Raw genomic sequence first — 18,295 nt, 5'->3', positions numbered from 1 at the left:
TCGCGCCACCTTCTCCCGCAAGGGGAGAAGGGAAGATGGCACTGTGCTTCCGGCGAGTGCAGTGTTTTACGCGTTCGAATATTTCTTCAGCTCGAACCGCGCGATCTGGTTCCTGTGGACCTCGTCCGGGCCGTCGGCGAGACGCAGCAAGCGCGCGGTCGCGTAGGCCTGCGTCAATCCGAAATCGTTCGACGTGCCGCCGCCGCCATGGGCCTGGATCGCCCAGTCGATGATCTGGCAGGCCATGTTGGGCACAGCGACCTTGATCATCGCGATCTCGGCTTTCGCCACCTTGTTGCCGACGGTGTCCATCGCGTGGGCGGCGTTGAGCGTCAGCAACCGGGCCTGCTCGATCATGATGCGGGCTTCAGCGATTCGCTCCTGCGTCACCGTCTGCTCGGAAACCGGCCTGCCGAAGGCGACGCGGCTGCGCACCCGGCGGCACATCTTCTCCAGTGTGCGCTCGGAGAGCCCGATCAGCCGCATGCAATGGTGGATGCGGCCGGGGCCGAGGCGTCCCTGCGCGATTTCGAAACCGCGGCCCTCGCCGAGCAGCATGTTCTCCTTGGGCACGCGCACATCGGTGAAGACGACCTCGGAGGCACGGTCGGGCACGCCGTAGAAGCCGAACACGGGCAGGGGACGCTTGACCTCGACGCCCGCTGTGTCCATCGGCACCAGGATCATGGATTGCTGCTTGTGGCGGTCCGCATTGTCAGGATCGGTCTTGCCCATGAAGATGCAGATCTTGCAGCGCGGGTCGGTCGCGTTGGTGGTGTACCATTTGCGGCCGTTGATGACGTAATGGTCGCCGTCGCGGACGATCGAGCTTTCGATGTTGGTCGCATCGGACGATGCGACGGCGGGCTCGGTCATGGCCGAAGCAGGAGCGGATTTCGCCAGCGAGCAGCGGCTTCAGCCAGCGCTCCTTGTCGTTCTCCGTGCCATAGCGCTCCAGCACCTCCATGTTGCCGGTATCGGGCGCCGAACAGTTGAAGACTTCGGGCGCGAGATGCGAGCGGCCCATGACCTCGCAGAGCGGGGCATATTCGAGGTTGGTGAGGCCCGCACCGTAGCCGGAGTCCGGCAGGAACAGATTCCAGAGGCCTTCGGCGCGCGCCAGCGGCTTCAGCTCCTCGACGACCGGATAGACCTTCCAGGGGCCCAGCTCCTCCGCCTCGCGATAAAAGCGTTCCTCGTTCGGATAGATGTGCCGGTCCATGAAACTTTCGAGCCTGCGCTTGAGCTCAACGATTTTGGGGGACATCGAGTAGAGCATCTTTGGTCTCCTCAATCGATGGACAGGCCGGTGCGCAATCGGCTCAGGCGACGCGATACTCTTTGAATTTCTCGCGCAGCGCGGATTTGAGCACCTTGCCGGTGCCGGTCATCGGGAACTCGTCCATGAATTCGACGGCGTCGGGCATCCACCAGCTCGCGATCTTGGGGCGCATGTGGTCGAGCAGCGTCTTGCCGTCGACGGTCGTGCCCTTCTTGCGGACGACGAGGAGCAGAGGCCGCTCCTGCCATTTCTCATGGTTGATCGCGACCACGGCGGCTTGCAGCACATCGGGGTGAGACAAGGCGACGTCCTCGAGCTGGATCGAGGAGATCCATTCGCCTCCGGACTTGATGACATCCTTGGAGCGGTCGGTCAGCGTGACGTGGCCCTGGGGGTCGATCACGGCCATGTCGCCGGTGATCAGCCAGCCGTCGCGGTCCAGGCCTTCTTCGAGTTTCATGTAGCCGGACGCAACCCACGGTCCTCGCGCGCGCAGATGGCCGACGCTCTTGCCATCGCGCGGCAGCTCGTTGCCGCCGTCGTCGACGATGCGCAAGGCGGTGCCGAAACAGGCGCGGCCGGACACCTGGCGGCGGTCGAACCTCTCCTTGTCGTCGAGATGCTCGGAGCCCGGCCGCAGGCCAGGCATTGAGCAGCCGAGCGCCTCGGTCATGCCCCACGCCTGGATGTAGTCGATGTCATACTCACGCTTGAGCTTCTCGACCATCGCGCGCGGCGGCGCCGAGCCAGACGACAATGTTGCACGAAGCGTCGAGAACCTGTTGCTGGTGCGTCCGAGCCAGTCGAGCAGGATCAGCCAGAAGCTTGGCACGCCCGCCGACAGCGTCACCTTCTCGCCTTCGAGCAATTCGTAGAGCTTGTCCGGCTCGTAATTGCGGCCGGGCAGCACCAGCTTCGAGCCGGTATAGGGCGCGGTGAACGGCATGTTCCAACCGTTGCCGTGGAACAGCGGCGCCATCGGCATCATCACCTCGCGCACGCCTTCCAGGTGCCCGGGCAGGAAGTCGAAATTGCAGGAGACCATGGTCTGCAGGATCGCGGCGCGGTGCGAATAGATTACGCCCTTCGGATTGCCGGTGGTGCCGGAGGTGTAGCAGATCGTGGACGCCGACTTTTCGTCGAACTCCGGCCAGACGAAGCCGGCGTCGTGCTCGTTCTCCAGCAGGTCCTCGTAGCAATGGACGTTGGCAAGCCTGGTCTCCGGCATCCGCTCGCGCGAGGACATCACGACATAGGCTTCGATCGATGTGAGCTGCGGCGCGATTGCCTCCACGATCGGCAGCGTGGCGCGGTCGATGAACAGCAGGCGGTCCTCGGCGTGATTGACGATGTAGACGAGTTGTTCGGGAAACAGCCGCGGGTTGACGGTGTGCAACACGTAGCCCATGCCCGGCGCGGCATAGAACATCTCGAAGTGACGGTGCGTATTCCAGGCCAGCGTGCCGACCCTGTCGCCGGGCATCATGCCGAGCCTCTTGAGGGCCAATGCCATGCGCTTGATGCGCGGATGGGCGTCGGCATAGGTGTAGCGATGGATGTCGCCCTCGATCTCGCGGGCGACGACCTCGGCCTCGCCGTGATAATCGGCCGCATACTGGATCAGGCCGCTGATCAGGAGCGGCATGTCCATCATCAATCCCTGCATCGTCTCCTCCGGACCGCCATGTCGTTGCATGGCGTGCGCTTGTGATGTGCGCTTGAGGTTAGCGGAACGCCACGCGACGTTCACGTAAAAAGCGAGGGACGTGATTGCATGCGTCTCTTTTTCAGGGCTAAGTGATGCGAGCTGCCGGCGAAGCAGTTTCCGCCCGGGAGGAAATGAATGTCAGCGGAAAGACACAAGACCGGTGCAGCCGGCGAATCTACACTCGACATTGACGCACTCCGTGCGCGCTATCGCGACGAGCGCGATCGGCGCCTGCGCGCCGAAGGCAAGGCGCAATATGTCGAGATGACCGGCGAGTTCGGGCGCTATCTCGACGATCCCTGGGCCAATTCCGGATTCGCGCGCGAGGCCGTCAGCGAACAGAACGAGGTGCTCATCGTCGGCGGCGGCTTCGGCGGCCTTCTGTGTGGCGCGCGACTGCGCGAAGCCGGCATCGATGATTTCCGGGTCGTGGAAAAGGCCGCCGATTTCGGCGGCACCTGGTACTGGAATCGCTACCCTGGTGCGGCCTGCGATACCGAGAGCTACATTTACCTGCCGTTGCTGGAAGAGACCGGCTACATGCCGGTGCGCAAATATGCGCGAGCACCCGAGATCTACGAACATTCGCGCCGCATCGGCCGTCACTTCGGCCTCTATGAGCGCGCTCTGTTTCAGACCGTCATCACGCGCATGGAATGGCAGGAGTACGAGGCACGCTGGCTGGTCGAGACCGATCGCGGTGATTGCATCCGCGCGCGCTTCGTCATCCTCGCTGGCGGCCCGTTGAGCCGTCCGAAGCTGCCGGGTATTCCCGGCATCGAAAGCTTCAGAGGACACAGCTTCCACACCAGCCGCTGGGATTACGCCTACACCGGAGGCACGGCCGAAGGTGGTCTGACCGGTCTTGGCGACAAGCGCGTCGGGATCATTGGCACCGGCGCCACCGCCGTGCAATGCGTGCCGCATCTCGGCCGCTCGGCCAAGGAGCTCTACGTCTTCCAACGTACGCCGTCGGCGATCGGCGTGCGCGACGACCGCCCGACGGATCAGAGCTGGGCGCAGGGGCTCAGGCCTGGCTGGCAGCGCGAACGCATGGACAATTTCACCGCCGTGATCTCGGGCGAGCCATTCGAACAGGATCTGGTGCAGGACGGCTGGACCGGCCTGCTCGGCGAGATCCTGCTGGCGCCGCGCCGCCAGCCCCAGCCGGTGACCTCGATCGAGGAGGCGCTCAAGGTCATCGAGCAGGCTGATTATCGCAAGATGGAAGAGATCCGGGCGCGCGTCGATGCGATCGTCAAGGATGAGATGACTGCTTCGGCGTTAAAGCCCTGGTACAAGGCCTTCTGCAAGCGGCCGTGTTTCCACGACGAATATCTCGACACGTTCAATCGTCCCAATGTGCATCTCGTCGATACCAGGGGACAGGGCGTCGATCGCATCACCGAGAATGCCGTCGTGGTCGACGGCCACGCCTACGAACTCGACTGCCTGATCTATGCCAGCGGTTTCGAAGTCGGTACCGATTACGCCCGTCGTATGGGCTTCGAGATTTATGGACGCGATGGCACGCGCCTGTCCGAGCGCTGGCGCGACGGCGTCAAGACGATGCATGGCTTCTACAGCCGCGGCTTCCCGAACTGCTTCCTGATCGTCATGGTGCAGGCCGGCCAGAGCGCCAACTTTCCGCACATCATCGACGAGCAGTCGCAGCACATCGCCTATGTGATCGCCGAGGCGCGCAAGCGCAAAGCGCGGACGCTGGAGCCGACGCTCGATGCCGAGAACGCCTGGGTCGAGGAGGTGGTCAAAGCCGCGCTCGGCCGCCAGACCTATCTCGCTGAATGCACGCCCGGCTACTACAACAATGAAGGCGTGTTCGATCCGATCGCGGCGAGAAACAGCCAGTATTGGCGCGGGCCGGTGGCATTCCTGCGGCTGCTCGACAAGTGGCGCAAGGAGGGCAATTTGGATGGACTGGAACTGTCGTATGATCACGCCATGGAGTCGGCGCCTTCGTCCGGGTAAACTCGGGCATTGGATCGCGCCAGAGAGAGGACATTAGACATGATCAGGGGCAGAACTGTAGCTGCGGCGGTTTTCGGGGCGATGACGCTGCTCGGCTGCCTGGCGCCCGCCGCCCAAGCCGCGCAATGCGGCAGTTCGTCGGCCGGCTTCGAGACCTGGAAGCGCGAGTTCAGTGCGGAAGCGCAGGGCAAGGGCATCGGCCAGACCGCGCTCGCGGCGCTGATGCAGACCAATTACGCGAGTGCCACCATCGCGGCCGACCGCGGCCAGCGCAGCTTCTCGCTGTCGCTCGACCAGTTCCTCGCCAAGCGCGGCGCCACCACCATCGTCGCCAAGGGGCGTCAGCTCAAGAACTCGCAGGCCGCCTTGTTCGCCTCGATCCAGCAGCGCTATGGCGTCCCGCCGGGGCCGCTGATCGCGATCTGGGGCATGGAGACCGGATTCGGCAGCCAGCGCGGCAACCAGAACATGCTCTCCTCGATTGCGACGCTCGCCTATGACTGCCGCCGTCCCGAATTCTTCACCGAGCAGCTCTATGCGGCGCTGAAGCTGATCGATCGCGGCACGCTGTCGGGGGCAACCCGCGGCTCGATGCACGGCGAAGTCGGTCAGACCCAGTTCATGCCCAAGAACATCCTGGCCTACGGCACCGGCAATCTCGAAGTTGCCGCCAATGCGCTGAACTCGACAGCGAATTTCCTGAAAGCCCATGGCTGGCGTGCCGGAGCGGGTTACCAGCCGGGCGAGCCGAATTTCGCCGCCATCGAAGCCTGGAATGCCGCCGGCGTTTATCAGAAGGCGATCGCCCTGATGGGACGGCAGATCGATGAGGGCGGAGGTACGGCCGCCTCGCGCTGACCAGAGCCCCGTTTCCAACGGGGCTCTGGCTCCTTGTTTTGGCGCGTTTTCCTCAGGCGAACCGGCATCCACTTCGCTTGGACACGCTCCTGCTCAGCAAGGCGTGATGCGCGGGCAAGAGAAAGTTGTTGCCAACTGGAACCGACGGCACGAGGTTTGCTTTGATCGAACAGGGCTGGGCATGAGGAGACTCAACATGGCAACCCAGATCGTGATGGACCAGACTGGCGACACGCGCCACGAGTTTGATCCTGGCAATGCCGAAGCGCTGGCGCGGGCCGAACGGCGCTTTCGGGAGCTGACCGGAGCGGGCTTCACCGCCGCGCTGCGAACCGGACCTGGCGAAGTCACCCGGATCCGATCGTTTGACCCGACCGCGCAGGAAACGCTGTTCTATCCCCGCCTGGTCGGCGGTTGATCTGAGCTGCTCATGATCGCGGCAGTCTGGCTCCGCGCGCCGGCGCGTGCGCGTTTGCATGCGCTACGCGAACTCTATCGGCGCTTCTTCGGCGAGAACACGCCGGATGCCCGGGGTCGCCGGCTCCTGGCCGAATGGCTGTCACCGGCGCAGCGCGCGCAATTCGAGCAGTACCGGCATTTCGATGTCGTCGGCTGCGATACCGGCAAGACGTATCGCATCCATTATGGCACCGCCGCAAATGTCCATGAGATCGACGCGGCCGGAAATGCGACGATGGGGTGGTGCTTCGTCCCGTCAGGCTTTCTCGTCCCCGGCGACGTCATGCTCGCACAGAAGATCGCGCTCGAGACCGACGAAAGGGGAGCTCTCGCGCTCGCCAACAGGTTTCCGCCGGCAACACATTCGGAGCACTTCTACCGGCGGCCGTTCTAGGGTGGGCCTATCAGTGCCCATCAGTAATGTGTGGTGCGATAGGCATCTACCGCGTGCGCTGCAAAAACGCCGACGCTGCAAAGCGCAAGCAAGGCCGAGATCAGTTCGATCATAGCTCGTCCTCCTGCAGCGGTAGGGCGACGAGGTGCTGACAGCAGGAGTAATCCCAGATCAGGTCGAGGAAGAATTGCATGATGGCCGTCCCTGTATGATTTTGACAACTAGATAACCGACCATCTGTTTCAGGCGTGTTTCGTCGCATCTGGAAACGGGTTTCTTGGGGGAGTCCCAGGCTAGTTTGTGCGCTGCGGAGCCGCTACATCCCGCTCTTGCTCAACCCTGTTAGCCGCGAGGCGGCGCATCACATTGCGAGGCGAAATCATGGCGCAGGTCGAGTGGTTCGACGATCTCACCATTGGAATGCAGTTCAAATCCCCCGAAGTTCACGTCACCGAGGCCGACATCAAGCGGTTCGCGGCCGAGTTCGATCCGCAGCCGATGCATCTCGACCATGAAGCCGCCAAGCGGAGCCTGTTCAGGGGTCTCGCTGCCTCGGGATGGCACACCGCCGCGATTGCCATGAGCCTCGCGATCCAGACCCGCCCCTTCGGCCCGCATCCGCTGATCGGCGCCGGCGTCGACGGGCTGCGCTGGACCATCCCGGTACGGCCCGATGACCGCCTGCATCTGGTCGGGGAGGTCATCAGCCTCACGCCGTCGAAGTCGAAGCCGCAGGGCATCGCGCTGGTGAAATGGACCATGTTCAACCAGAACGGCGAGGAGGTTTACACCTTCACCCCGATCGCGATCGTGCCGCGGCGGGAGTAGGGCAGGGTCGGCGCCCTACGCAGCCGCCAGAAGCCCTTGCGGGTCACCGGCAGAGGTGGTCATCTCGGTCCGGGGAACACGCTGGAGGCTGACATGAAACGATCTCTTCTCGCCGCCGGGTTGCTGACCGGCGCCTTGAGCGCAGTCGCTTTGACCGCAAGACCGGTGCAGGCGCAACAATCCAAAGTCGGCGACTGGACCATCGAGAAGCGCACGCAGGACGCACATTGCAATGCGAGCCGCGGCTACAAGGACAAGGAAGACGAGAACCGGGACTACGTCATCGTCATCACCTATTCCGAGAAGGCGATCGTCATCGTCATGATCTATGACGGCTGGGAGTGGGACAAGGTGGGCGAGATCCTCCGAGCCGATGTCGGAACCGATGACGCCGATATCATGAAGAAGGCCAAGTGGGAGGTCATGGACAAGACCACCGTGCGCGGCATTTTCGAATACGATCAGTCCATGATGGACCGGCTGTCCAGGGCCAAGCGCCTCTCGCTCGATTTCGAGGACGATGACGACGACAGCATCGAGATACAGGTGCCGCGTGCCGGTGAAGCGCTGGCGGCGCTGAAATTCTGCGAGGAGAATCGCAAGTAGGTTGCCGGAGCCGGATGCGAGGCCGGCGGGATCGGTGGCGAAAGGGTTCTGCAGCGCGACCGGCGCCTGACGTATCGCACACGTGACTCATCGCACACAGTCCGCGCGCTGTTCGCATTTATCCTAGTCTTTGGCGAAAACGTCCAAGCCGCATTCTGCGGTTGACGTTACGCAAGGACGATGTTCGATATTCCAGCATTTCGTTGCAACGTTTTCTCCGCGTCGAAGGCGGCGATTGACCGGCCCGTCTCCTCCGGCTGGCCCCGGATCGCGATCTCTCTCTCGCGCGCGAGCCATACGCAGATTGCATCGTCCGGCCGATGACAATCCTCCACGCAAATCGATTTTCGTCCCTCGTCGGCGAGATCTACGACGCGGCGGTCGATCCCGCGTTGCGCAGCGGGGTGCTGGAACAGATTTCGCATTTCGTCGGCGGATGTGCCGCGACCATCCTGTCCAGGGACAGAGCCCGGCTCTCGATCGAGATCCACGAGCATTTTGGCACCGAATCCCGCTTCCGCCAGCTTTATCGCGACCGATACGTGGAGCTGGACCCTCTGCTCGATCGTCATCTCTCGCTCGCGGCGGAGCAGACGATCGGCGTAGCCGACATCATGCCTCAGGCGGATTTCCTGGCAACGAGCTTCTATCGCGAGTGGGTGGAACCACAAGGAGCGATTGACCTTGCAACCGTCGCGCTCGAGAAGTCGGAGACACGCACCACCATCCTGCAGGTGTTGCGCCACCGCTCGCGCGGACTCGTTGACGAGCCGATGCGCGAGCGCATGCGGCTGCTCGCTCCGCACCTCCAGCGTTCCAGAATCATGGGCCGGCAGATCAGGGCACGCTCGCATACCGTGGACGACCTTGCCGATGTCCTCGATGGGCTGAGCACGGCGATCTGCCTGCTCGACGCAGATGGCCGGGTCGTGCATGCCAACGCAGCATCCCGCGGGCTGTTCGCCGATGCCAGCCTGCTCGCAATGGTCGGTGACCGGATCGTGGCCCGCAACACCCAGACGGACAAAATATTCCGCGGCCTGTGCGAAATCGATGCGGGCAACGAAACTCGTTCCGCTGCCCCCCGTCAGATCGAGCTTGCGACATCAGTTGATGGGCAGCACTATCTGCTCCACGCTTTTCCCTTGAAGCGCGATCGCACTCCATCGCGAGATGCTGCAGCCACGGTGCTGTTCGTTCAGAAGGCATCGGCGGCGACATGGCTCGCAGCCGATGCGATCGCTGCGGCCTTCAGGCTGACACCGTCCGAATTGCGCGTATTGATGGCAATTATCGAGATTGGCGGCGTTCCCGACATTGCGGCAAAGCTCGGCATCGCCGAAACGACCGTGAAGACGCATCTCGGCCGCCTGTTCGAGAAGACTGGCGCCGGCAGGCAGGCCGACTTGGTCAAGATTGCCACCGGCTTTGCCGTTCCATTCGCGCGTCGCACGAACGACGGTGACGATGCCTTGTGATTTATTTCACATGGTTCGCCGGCTATGTGCCGCAATCTCAATCCATTGTGATGAGCCGAGCTCCGGTGTCCTCCGAATGCAGGACGCGAGTCATTTGAGACTTTCGTATATCGCGTTCTAGAAAAGTGAAGAGCAGCGAGCGCCGGCGAAGAGATGCCGCGACGGCGTCGAACGCGAGTGTGAGGAAACGACAGCGCGCGGCCGGACCTGCTCGTCGGTTGGAGGATTGCAGTGACCCAGTTTGATTTTTCCGTTATCAATGTTTCAACGAACGAAATTCCCGAAAACGAGCGTATCCCGCTGCTTCGCGATTTCTACTGTCGCGGGGTGTTGAAGGCGGAGGTCGAGGTGAGGGAAGGAAAGCCGTTCGCGGCGAGCTTCACGTCCCACGTCTTGCCGGAAGCCCAATTGCTGATCGGAGGATTGTGCGGAGCGCGGATCATTCGCACCAAGCACCTGATTGCCGATGGCGATGATAGTCTGGCCCTGATCGTGAATCGATCCGGCGTGCTTGGGATATCCGAGCGAGGGCACGATCTGAGCCTCCGTGCCGGAGAGGCTGTCCTGACGAGCGCGGAGGACGTCACGACGTTCGAGCGATTGTCGCTGGGTAGCTGTTTCTCGCTGCGTGTGCCGAGACGCGTGCTGGCGCCGATGATCGTGGATGTCGATGACGCCGTGATGCGGGTCATGCCGGAGAGTTCAACGGGACTTCGGCTGCTGGTCGATTACGCGGTGACGCTGGTGCGGGAGAAGGCATTCGCGATGCCCAATTTGCGCAAGCTCGGCGTGGGGCATCTGCACGATCTTCTGGCAATCGTCCTCGGTGCCACCAACGAGCCGCGGGAGCTGGCCGGGCGGCGCGGCGTCAAGGCGGCACGGCTGCAGAAGGCCAAAGTCTCCATCGCCAACAATTGCTGGCGGCAGGACTTGTCGGTGGCCACGGTTGCCCAGGAACTCGGCGTGACGCCGCGTTATCTCCAACGCCTGTTCGAGGCCGACGGCAAGACGTTCTCGTCCTTCCTGATCGAACAACGCGTCAAGCGTGCGCATCGCATGTTGCGCGAACCCGGACACGCCGAGCGGACGGTCAGCTCGATCGCCTACGATGTCGGTTTCGGCGATCTCTCCTATTTCAACCGCTGCTTCCGGCGGACTTATGGCGCCACGCCCAGTGACGTCAGGAGCCGCGAGATGTCGTGAACGCGCGCGATTGAATGTCAGGTCAAATGCCGATTGGAGACGGCACGGGCGTGCGCCGCCCGCAGTTGGAGTGTTGTGTTGCATGCGCCGTTTTTTCTTTGATCTTATGCTCGGCAATATCGTGAAGATCGATCCGGGTGGCATGGTGTTCGAATGCCCCGAAGCGACATTCGTGGTAGCCAACGAGATGGCAAGCCACCTGTTCGTCTGGCGCGACGATTTGCGCGGCCGCGATGCCTGCATCCGGGTCAGAGACACCGACGGGCGCGAGATCTATCGCGCCGCCGTCTGGTCGGAGAATCTGGAGAAGGTCGGCTGGGACGAGGTGTGAGCGGCCCGGTGCGCTATCGCGACTCTGCATCAGTAGCACCCGAAACGGATATCCGTTCGTTGCCCGGCCGGCGCCTCCTCCGATCGGAGGATGCCGCATGCTGTGGTTGTGGTATGCTTGGTGATATTGATCACATAGGCCATTTATAGCTATGCACGGACCGCGGAAGCTGCCCGATCTCGTCGAAGCCATCTACGATGCCGGACTCGATCCTTCGCTGTGGAACAATGTCGTCACCGGCATTCGTGACTTCGTCGGCGGCCAGGCCTGCGGACTGTTTTCCAAGGATTCCATCAGCAAATTCGGCGTCACGCACTATTATTGCGGGGCGGACCCGCACTACATCAAGCTCTATTCCGAGACGCATTCGAAGTTCGATCCGCTGACGGTCCTGCCGCCGCACGGCCAGATCGTCAGCATTCCCGATCTCGTCAATTTCGATCAATACCGGGGCGGACGCTTTTACCAGGAATGGATGCGGCCGCAGGGTTGCAGCGATGCGGCCAACGTCGTGCTCGAGAATTCGAATGCGAGCTGCCCCGTGATGATGACGGTGCTGTCGGGCCGCCGGATGGTGGATCCGGTGATGAAGCACCGGCTCTCGCTGGTCGTGCCGCACGCCAGCCGTGCGTTGCTGATCAACCGCGCCATGACCTCGCAACTGACGTTGGCGACGGCGTTGGCGGAGGTCCTGGACAATCTTGCCTGCGGCATCTTCCTGCTCGATGGTTTCTGCCGGCTGGTGCACGCGAATTCCGCGGGGCACGCCTTGCTTCCGGCCGACGATCTGGTTCGGTCCGTTGCCGGGCAACTGGTGACCAGCAGTGCGGAGGCCAATCAGACGCTGCGGGAAGCGTTCGCGACGCGCAATGAAATTGCCCTGCTTGCCGCAAGGGAGCAGGCGTTTTCGCTGCTTTCGCCCTCGGGCGAGCGCTATGTCGCGCACATCCTGCCGCTCTCCTCGGTCCTGCGGCACGGCAGCGAGCGGGTGGTCGATGCCGTCGGTGCGCTGCTCCTGCGCAAGGTATCGCTCGGCGGACAGTCCTACGGCGAATTGATCGCGCGGACTTTCGACCTTACACCGGCCGAGCTGCGCGTCTTCCTGTCGATCGTCGAGGTTGGCGGCGTCCCGGAGACGGCAGTCGCGCTCGGTATCGCAGAAACGACGGCGAAGACGCATCTGCATCGCGTGTTCGCCAAGACGGGCGTTTCGCGTCAGGCCGATCTCGTCAAGCTCGCGGCAGGATTCTCCAATCCGCTGGTCAACTAGGCGGCTCATTGCGCCCTCAGGATTGAACCTTTCCCTCCCTCGCCAGACTCACAGGAGCCGCCGGGCATGAAGAACATGTCGCCATCTCCATGTGTCACTACTGGCTCTTCCGATGCCCCGACTTCCAAAACCGTCCGAGTTGATCGAGACTATCTATGACGCAGGTCTCCACCCGGAGTTGTGGAGCGAGGTCGTTGTCAAGCTCAATGCCTTCATCGGCAGCCAGGCCTGTGGTCTGATTTCGAAGGACCCGGTCAGCAAATCAGGCGCGACGCATTATTATTGCGGGGTCGATCCGCACTACATTCAGCTCTATGCGGAGACCTACTCCCGGTACGACCCGCTTGCTCGGCTTCCGCGCTATGGCGAGGTGCGCAACATCCCCGATCTCGTGGATTTCGACGAATATCGCCGCGGCCGCTTCTACCAGGAATGGCTGCGCCCCCAGGGCTGCGTCGACGTCGCCAACGTGGTGCTGGAGCAGTCGAAGTCGCCGTCTCCGATGCTGATGACCGTGATCCCGGGCAGGGAGATGCTCGATGCCGAGCAACGGGCGCGGATGCAGTTCCTGGCTCCGCATGCGAGCCGGGCGCTGTTGATCAACCGGGCGATCGAGCGGAAGCAGCAGCGCGCGATCGCGCTCGCCGACGTCGTGGACCAACTGAATGCCGGTGTCATCCTGCTCGATTCGACCTGTCATATCGTCCACAGCAATCCGGCCGCGGCGACGATCCTGGCCGTCGACGATGTCCTGCGGTCTGTCTCGGGCCGGCTGGTGGCAAGATCCTCCGCTGCTAATTCGGCCCTGCGCGATATTTTCCGTGACACAAGCGAGGTCGCGTTGGCGGCATCTTCGGGACGGAAAATTCCGCTGATGTCGCATGACGGTTCTTACTACGTCGCGCAAATCATCGCGCTGCCATCACTGCTGCGCGAGGGTAGGGCCGAGCGCAGTTCGGCCGTCGGAGCCTTGTTCATCTGGAAAGCGGAGCTCGACGGCCGCTCGTGTGCCGGTCTCATTGACCGGACCTTCGAACTCACGCCTGCGGAACTGAGGGTCTTGCAGTCGATCGTCGATGTCGGCGGCGTGCCGGAGACGGCGGTTGCGCTCGGTATCGCGGAGACGACGGTGAAGACGCATCTGCATCGCGTGTTCGCCAAGACCGGCGTTTCTCGTCAGGCCGATCTCGTCAAGCTCGCAGCTGGATTCTCCAATCCGCTCGTGCACTGAGACGCCTTCAACAACACACGCGAGTCGCTGCAGCTCGCAATAGGTTCAATCAGAAGCATCATTAGAAAGTTATCGCACGTCGTTCGATCGAATGACGCGATTTTCCACGCGCTATTCTACTGAACATCACACGGTCTGTTGTTCGACGCGTCAGGCATTTGTGTGAAGCAACTCACTGCAGGCGGAAGTGGATCCCGTCAATCTCTCGAACAGGTTGAGAGGAGATTGTCATGCGAACGACGTCACCGGTTCTGACAGGCAGGTTCCGCGATATCGTCGCCCGCATAGGCGCGATACTCCGCGCGCAGCGGGAAATCGACGCGCAGCGCGTGTTGCAACGCTATCGCCACCTGCTGGACCAGCCGCACGAAGCGCCGTGTTTGAATGAAATTATTCCCGTCTCCCGCGAAGAGGATACTTTTGAAAATGCCAACGGAGTTGATCCGCGCGAGCGCACGACCGGCCATCCCAAATTCGAGCGTGCGTAACGTCAGCATCGTCGCCATTGCGCTGACCGCGGCGCTCGTTGCTCTCCAACTGGTCGGCCTCGCGATGCTGGAGCGATCGCACGCTTACGCGCATCCGTCGGCTCCACTCGAGCCGGCCGCTTGCACGGAGAGCGCCGATATCTCTGTCTCGCAAATTCCCTACGACTGACCGGAGGGCGGATTGTGCCTGATGTCACGACTCTGATGCTGCTCAGCGTTGCCGTGTTCGCCGGTGCCTTCGTCTCCGGGCTCTCGGGATTTGCCTTTTCCGCAGTGGCGGGCGCCATCCTGCTCCGGGTGTTTCAGCCGCTCGAAGCCGTGCCGCTGATGATGGCGTGCAGCATCGGCGTGCAGGCCACCAATCTGTGGGCGCTTCGGCGCAATATTCGCTGGGAAGGCAGTCTGCTGCTGATCGTCGGTGGCTTGATCGGCGTTCCCATCGCGGTATCGCTGCTCCAGAGCACTGATACGCATCTGCTCCGGCGCGGCTTCGGCATTATCGTTGCACTCTATGCGGCCTACATGCTGCTGCGGCCGACGCTGGTGACGGCCGGCGAGGCGGTCGGGCGGCACTGGGTCGCGTTGATCGGGTTCGGGGGAGGGCTGGTCGGCGGGCTGACCGCGATGCCCGGCGCGATCCCGACGATTTGGTGCGACATGCGCGGCATGCCCAAGAGCGAGCAGCGCGGCCTGGTGCAGCCGTTCATCGCCGCGATGCAGCTGTTCGCGATCGCGCTGCTGGTCGGACATCAGGACCTGTCGTCGAAAGTCTTCGTCGATCTCGCGGTCAGCCTGCCGGCGCTGTTCGCAGGCTCCGCGCTCGGCGTGATCGCCTTTCACCGAGTCAACGAGACGGTCTTTCGGAAGACCGTGCTCGTTCTGTTGTTGCTGTCGGGGATTTCCCTGATCTAGTGCCCGGCGCCCTGAACCGGTGCCGCGCTGATGTCGCTGCCGTGATGGACCAGCGGCTTCATGCCGGTAACGGTCCGCAGCAGCACATAGAACACCGGCGTCAGGAACAGGCCGAACACGGTGACGCCGATCATGCCGGAGAACACGGCAACGCCCATGGCGCGCCGCATCTCCGAGCCTGCACCGGTCGAGAGCACCAGCGGCAGCACGCCCATGATGAACGCCATCGACGTCATCAGGATTGGACGAAGCCGTAAGCGGCTCGCCTCGATCGCAGCCCGGATCGGCGTGCGTCCCGCAAATTCGAGCTCGCGCGCGAATTCGACGATCAGGATCGCGTTCTTGGCCGAGAGGCCCACCAGCACGATCAAGCCGATCTGGGTGAAGACGTTGTTGTCGCCCTTGGAGATCCAGACGCCGAACATCGCAGCCAGCAGGCCCATCGGCACGATCATGATGATCGAGAGCGGCAGGGTCAGGCTCTCATAGAGCGCGGCCAGCACCAAGAACACCAGGAGGATCGCCAGCGGGAACACCCACAGTCCGGAATTGCCGGCGATGAACTCCTGATAGGTCAGGTCGGTCCATTCGAAGGCAAAGCCGGGCGGTAGCGTTTCCGCCGCGATCCGCGTCGCGACCTCCTGTGCCTGTCCGGAGGAGAAGCCGGGCGCAGCCGCCGCGTTGATGTCGGAGGACAGGAAGCCGTTGTAGCGGATCGCGCGCTCGGGACCCGCGCTTTGGCGAACGCTCAAAAGCGCCGAGAGCGGCACCATGTCGCCCGAGGACGAGCGCACCTTCAACTGCCGGATGTCGTCGGCGCGGGCGCGGAACGGCGCGTCGGCCTGCACCCGGACCGAATAGGTGCGGCCAAACTTGTTGAAGTCGTTGACGTAGTAGGAGCCCAGGTAGATCTGCAGCGTGTTGAACACCTCCGTCACGGGCACGCCCAATTGGAGCGCCTTGGTGCGGTCGATGTCGGCGAACAGCTGGGGCACGTTGACCTGGAAGCTCGAGAACACGCCGGCGATCTCCGGCGCCTTCTGCATCGCCGCCATGAACGCCTTGGTCGCCTCGTTCAGCGCCTCATAGCCGAGACCGGCACGGTCCTCGATCTGCAGCTTGAAGCCGCCGATGGTGCCGAGGCCGTTGACCGGCGGCGGCGGGAACATGGCGATGAAGGCTTCCTGGATGCCGGCATATTTCTTGTTCAGCTCGGCCGCGAGCGCGGGGCCGCTGAGCGAAGGATCCTTGCGCTCGTCGAACGGCTTGAGCGTGGAGAACACGATGCCAGCATTAGAGGAGTTGGTGAAGCCGGCGATCGACAGGCCCGGAAAGGCGACCGAACTCTCGACACCGGGCTGGGTCAGCGCGATGTCGCTCATCTTGCGGATCACCTCTTCAGTGCGATCGAGCGCTGCACCGTCAGGCAGCCGCGAGAAGCCGACCAGATATTGCTTGTCCTGGCCCGGCACGAAGCCACTCGGCACCTGCTGGAACAGGAGCGCGGTCACGCCGACCAACACCACATAGAGCCCCATCACCGCAGCCTTGCCCGAGATCACCTTGGTGACGGTGCCGCTGTAATTCTCTGACGAGCGTGTGAACACCTTGTTGAATCCGCGGAAGAACCAGCCGAGGCCCTTTTCCATGATGATCGTCAGCCGGTCCTTAGGCTCATTGTGTCCCTTGAGCAGCAGCGCCGACAGCGCCGGCGACAGCGTCAGCGAATTGATGGCGGAGATCACGGTTGAGATCGCGATCGTCAGCGCGAACTGCTTGTAGAACTGCCCGGTGAGGCCGGAGATGAAGGCGAGGGGCACGAAGACCGCGATCAGCACCATCGCGATCGCGATGATCGGGCCGGAAACTTCACGCATCGCCTGATAGGTCGCATCGCGCGGCGACAGCCCGCCCTCGATATTGCGCTCGACGTTCTCGACCACGACGATGGCGTCGTCGACCACGATACCGATCGCGAGCACGAGCCCGAACAGGCTGAGTGCGTTGATCGAGAAGCCGAACACGTGCATCACCGCGAAAGTGCCGACGATCGATACCGGCACCGCGAGCAGGGGAATGATCGAAGCGCGCCAGGTCTGCAGGAACAGGATCACCACCAGCACCACCAGCGCGATCGCCTCCAGCAGCGTGTGGATGACGGCCTCGATCGAGGAGCGCACGAACTGGGTGGGATCGTAGACGATCTGGTAGGACACGCCTTCCGGCATGTTCTTCTTGATCTCGGCCATGGTGGCACGGACGTGATCGGATATCTCCAGCGCGTTGGAACCGGGCGCCTGGAAGATCGGGATCGCCACCGCCTGCTTGTTGTCGAGCAGCGAGCGCAGGCCGTATTCGGACGCGCCGAGCTCGATGCGGGCGACGTCGCGCAAGCGCACGACTTCGCCACGCGTACCGGTCTTGACCACGATGTCGCCGAATTGCTCTTCGTTCGCGAGCCGCCCTTCCGCATTGACGGACAGCTGCAGGTCGATGCCCTTGACGTTCGGGGAGGAGCCGACCACGCCGGCGGCCGCCTCGACGTTCTGCGCCTGGATTGCCTTGACGATGTCGCTCGCAGTCAGTCCGTGTTCGGCGGCCTTCTGCGGGTCGACCCAGACCCGCATCGAATAGTCGCCGGCGCCATAGAGCTGGACATCGCCGACGCCGTCGATCCGTGCAAGGCGGTCCTTGACGTTGAGCACGGCGTAATTGCGCAAATAGGTCATGTCGTAGCGCCCGTTGGGCGACAACAGATGCACGACCATGGTGAGGTCGGGCGACGACTTCTTGGTGATGATGCCGAGCTGGCGCACCACAGCGGGCAGGCGCGGCTCGGCCTGCTGCACGCGGTTCTGCACCAGCTGCGTCGCCTTATCGGGGTCGGTGCCGAGCCGGAACGTCACCGTCAGCGTCATCGCGCCGTCGGTGGTGGCCTGGCTCGACATGTAGAGCATGCCTTCGACGCCGTTGATCTGCTCCTCGATGGGAGTCGCCACCGTCTCGGCGATCACCTTGGGATTGGCGCCGGGATAGGTCGCGCGCACGAGGACGGAGGGCGGCACGACGTCGGGATATTCCGAGATCGGCATCGCGAACAGCGAGATCAGGCCGGCGAGGAAGATCAGGACCGACAAGACGCCGGCAAAAATCGGACGATCAATGAAGAACTTCGAGAGATTCATGGCTTTGCCCCTGCGCGAGAGACAGCTCTCCCGTCATTCCCGGGCGCGGGCAAAGCCCGCAAACCTGGAAATC

16 protein-coding genes and 1 pseudogene are annotated in these 18,295 nt (G+C 62.9%); 14 read left to right on the top strand and 3 right to left on the bottom strand.

Annotated features, from left to right (window positions below):
* Nucleotides 1–66: 66 nt before the first annotated feature.
* Nucleotides 67–1,279, bottom strand: a pseudogene (locus BRA1253DRAFT_RS06625) (acyl-CoA dehydrogenase family protein).
* Between the two features lie 43 nt (nt 1,280–1,322).
* Nucleotides 1,323–2,948, bottom strand: a complete 1,626-nt coding sequence (locus tag BRA1253DRAFT_RS06620; protein ID WP_007592405.1) for a long-chain fatty acid--CoA ligase — start codon at nt 2,946–2,948, stop codon at nt 1,323–1,325.
* Nucleotides 2,949–3,125: 177 nt separating this feature from the next.
* Here BRA1253DRAFT_RS06620 and BRA1253DRAFT_RS06615 point away from each other — a divergent pair, with 177 nt between their 5' ends.
* The 14 genes from BRA1253DRAFT_RS06615 (at nt 3,126) to BRA1253DRAFT_RS06555 (ending at nt 15,037) form a co-directional block, all read left to right on the top strand.
* Nucleotides 3,126–4,979, top strand: coding sequence for an NAD(P)/FAD-dependent oxidoreductase (locus BRA1253DRAFT_RS06615; RefSeq protein WP_007592403.1), 1,854 nt, complete (start codon nt 3,126–3,128; stop codon nt 4,977–4,979).
* A gap of 39 nt (nt 4,980–5,018) precedes the next feature.
* Nucleotides 5,019–5,837, top strand: a complete 819-nt coding sequence (locus BRA1253DRAFT_RS06610; RefSeq protein WP_007592401.1) for a lytic transglycosylase domain-containing protein — start codon at nt 5,019–5,021, stop codon at nt 5,835–5,837.
* A gap of 196 nt (nt 5,838–6,033) precedes the next feature.
* A complete protein-coding gene (locus BRA1253DRAFT_RS06605) occupies nt 6,034–6,255 on the top strand; it encodes a hypothetical protein (RefSeq protein WP_007592399.1) in 222 nt (73 codons plus the stop codon).
* A gap of 12 nt (nt 6,256–6,267) precedes the next feature.
* Nucleotides 6,268–6,690, top strand: a complete 423-nt coding sequence (locus BRA1253DRAFT_RS06600; protein WP_007592397.1) for a hypothetical protein — start codon at nt 6,268–6,270, stop codon at nt 6,688–6,690.
* A 381-nt stretch (nt 6,691–7,071) separates the two neighbouring features.
* Nucleotides 7,072–7,518, top strand: coding sequence for a MaoC family dehydratase (locus BRA1253DRAFT_RS06595; protein WP_007592393.1), 447 nt, complete (start codon nt 7,072–7,074; stop codon nt 7,516–7,518).
* Between the two features lie 93 nt (nt 7,519–7,611).
* Nucleotides 7,612–8,124: a hypothetical protein gene (locus tag BRA1253DRAFT_RS06590; protein WP_007592391.1), complete on the top strand. Its 513-nt coding sequence runs from the start codon at nt 7,612–7,614 to the stop codon at nt 8,122–8,124.
* 320 nt (nt 8,125–8,444) lie between these two features.
* The gene (locus BRA1253DRAFT_RS06585) at nt 8,445–9,602 is read left to right on the top strand and encodes a PAS and helix-turn-helix domain-containing protein (RefSeq protein WP_007592388.1); all 1,158 of its coding nucleotides are present in this window, start codon (nt 8,445–8,447) and stop codon (nt 9,600–9,602) included.
* A gap of 231 nt (nt 9,603–9,833) precedes the next feature.
* Entirely contained in the window at nt 9,834–10,805 is a 972-nt protein-coding gene (locus tag BRA1253DRAFT_RS06580) for an AraC family transcriptional regulator (RefSeq protein WP_007592387.1), read from the top strand.
* 82 nt (nt 10,806–10,887) lie between these two features.
* On the top strand, nt 10,888–11,136 hold the full coding sequence (locus BRA1253DRAFT_RS06575; RefSeq protein ID WP_007592384.1) for a hypothetical protein: 249 nt from the start codon (nt 10,888–10,890) through the stop codon (nt 11,134–11,136).
* A 151-nt stretch (nt 11,137–11,287) separates the two neighbouring features.
* Complete coding sequence (locus BRA1253DRAFT_RS06570) at nt 11,288–12,406, top strand: helix-turn-helix transcriptional regulator (protein WP_007592382.1); 1,119 nt, start codon at nt 11,288–11,290, stop codon at nt 12,404–12,406.
* A gap of 112 nt (nt 12,407–12,518) precedes the next feature.
* Nucleotides 12,519–13,637 carry a helix-turn-helix transcriptional regulator gene (locus tag BRA1253DRAFT_RS06565; RefSeq protein ID WP_007592380.1) on the top strand — a complete coding sequence of 373 codons (1,119 nt, stop codon included), beginning with the start codon at nt 12,519–12,521 and terminating at the stop codon, nt 13,635–13,637.
* A gap of 230 nt (nt 13,638–13,867) precedes the next feature.
* Nucleotides 13,868–14,125 carry a hypothetical protein gene (locus tag BRA1253DRAFT_RS41155; protein ID WP_007592378.1) on the top strand — a complete coding sequence of 86 codons (258 nt, stop codon included), beginning with the start codon at nt 13,868–13,870 and terminating at the stop codon, nt 14,123–14,125.
* The gene (locus BRA1253DRAFT_RS06560) at nt 14,118–14,294 is read left to right on the top strand and encodes a hypothetical protein (RefSeq protein ID WP_245285863.1); all 177 of its coding nucleotides are present in this window, start codon (nt 14,118–14,120) and stop codon (nt 14,292–14,294) included. The genes BRA1253DRAFT_RS41155 and BRA1253DRAFT_RS06560 overlap by 8 nt, the downstream gene beginning before the upstream one ends.
* A 14-nt stretch (nt 14,295–14,308) precedes the next feature.
* Nucleotides 14,309–15,037: a sulfite exporter TauE/SafE family protein gene (locus tag BRA1253DRAFT_RS06555; protein WP_007592375.1), complete on the top strand. Its 729-nt coding sequence runs from the start codon at nt 14,309–14,311 to the stop codon at nt 15,035–15,037.
* On the opposite strand, the gene BRA1253DRAFT_RS06550 is transcribed toward BRA1253DRAFT_RS06555, so the two are convergent.
* Nucleotides 15,034–18,222 carry an efflux RND transporter permease subunit gene (locus BRA1253DRAFT_RS06550; protein ID WP_007592372.1) on the bottom strand — a complete coding sequence of 1,063 codons (3,189 nt, stop codon included), beginning with the start codon at nt 18,220–18,222 and terminating at the stop codon, nt 15,034–15,036. The genes BRA1253DRAFT_RS06555 and BRA1253DRAFT_RS06550 overlap by 4 nt on opposite strands.
* Nucleotides 18,223–18,295 lie beyond the last annotated feature (73 nt).

It is taken from the genome of Bradyrhizobium sp. WSM1253 (assembly GCF_000244935.1).
GTDB lineage: Bacteria > Pseudomonadota > Alphaproteobacteria > Rhizobiales > Xanthobacteraceae > Bradyrhizobium > Bradyrhizobium canariense.
The sequence above is the reverse complement of the archived record's forward strand: the minus strand, read 5'-3'. Positions and strand labels throughout refer to the sequence as shown.

What these genes read in the sequence shown, in the direction of transcription:
- BRA1253DRAFT_RS06620 (WP_007592405.1), bottom strand. Translation starts at nt 2,948, where the DNA reads ATGCAGGGATTGATGATGGACATGCCGCTCCTGATCAGCGGCCTGATC.
- BRA1253DRAFT_RS06615 (WP_007592403.1), top strand. Translation starts at nt 3,126, where the DNA reads ATGTCAGCGGAAAGACACAAGACCGGTGCAGCCGGCGAATCTACACTC.
- BRA1253DRAFT_RS06610 (WP_007592401.1), top strand. Translation starts at nt 5,019, where the DNA reads ATGATCAGGGGCAGAACTGTAGCTGCGGCGGTTTTCGGGGCGATGACG.
- BRA1253DRAFT_RS06605 (WP_007592399.1), top strand. Translation starts at nt 6,034, where the DNA reads ATGGCAACCCAGATCGTGATGGACCAGACTGGCGACACGCGCCACGAG.
- BRA1253DRAFT_RS06600 (WP_007592397.1), top strand. Translation starts at nt 6,268, where the DNA reads ATGATCGCGGCAGTCTGGCTCCGCGCGCCGGCGCGTGCGCGTTTGCAT.
- BRA1253DRAFT_RS06595 (WP_007592393.1), top strand. Translation starts at nt 7,072, where the DNA reads ATGGCGCAGGTCGAGTGGTTCGACGATCTCACCATTGGAATGCAGTTC.
- BRA1253DRAFT_RS06590 (WP_007592391.1), top strand. Translation starts at nt 7,612, where the DNA reads ATGAAACGATCTCTTCTCGCCGCCGGGTTGCTGACCGGCGCCTTGAGC.
- BRA1253DRAFT_RS06585 (WP_007592388.1), top strand. Translation starts at nt 8,445, where the DNA reads ATGACAATCCTCCACGCAAATCGATTTTCGTCCCTCGTCGGCGAGATC.
- BRA1253DRAFT_RS06575 (WP_007592384.1), top strand. Translation starts at nt 10,888, where the DNA reads ATGCGCCGTTTTTTCTTTGATCTTATGCTCGGCAATATCGTGAAGATC.
- BRA1253DRAFT_RS06570 (WP_007592382.1), top strand. Translation starts at nt 11,288, where the DNA reads ATGCACGGACCGCGGAAGCTGCCCGATCTCGTCGAAGCCATCTACGAT.
- BRA1253DRAFT_RS06565 (WP_007592380.1), top strand. Translation starts at nt 12,519, where the DNA reads ATGCCCCGACTTCCAAAACCGTCCGAGTTGATCGAGACTATCTATGAC.
- BRA1253DRAFT_RS41155 (WP_007592378.1), top strand. Translation starts at nt 13,868, where the DNA reads ATGCGAACGACGTCACCGGTTCTGACAGGCAGGTTCCGCGATATCGTC.
- BRA1253DRAFT_RS06550 (WP_007592372.1), bottom strand. Translation starts at nt 18,222, where the DNA reads ATGAATCTCTCGAAGTTCTTCATTGATCGTCCGATTTTTGCCGGCGTC.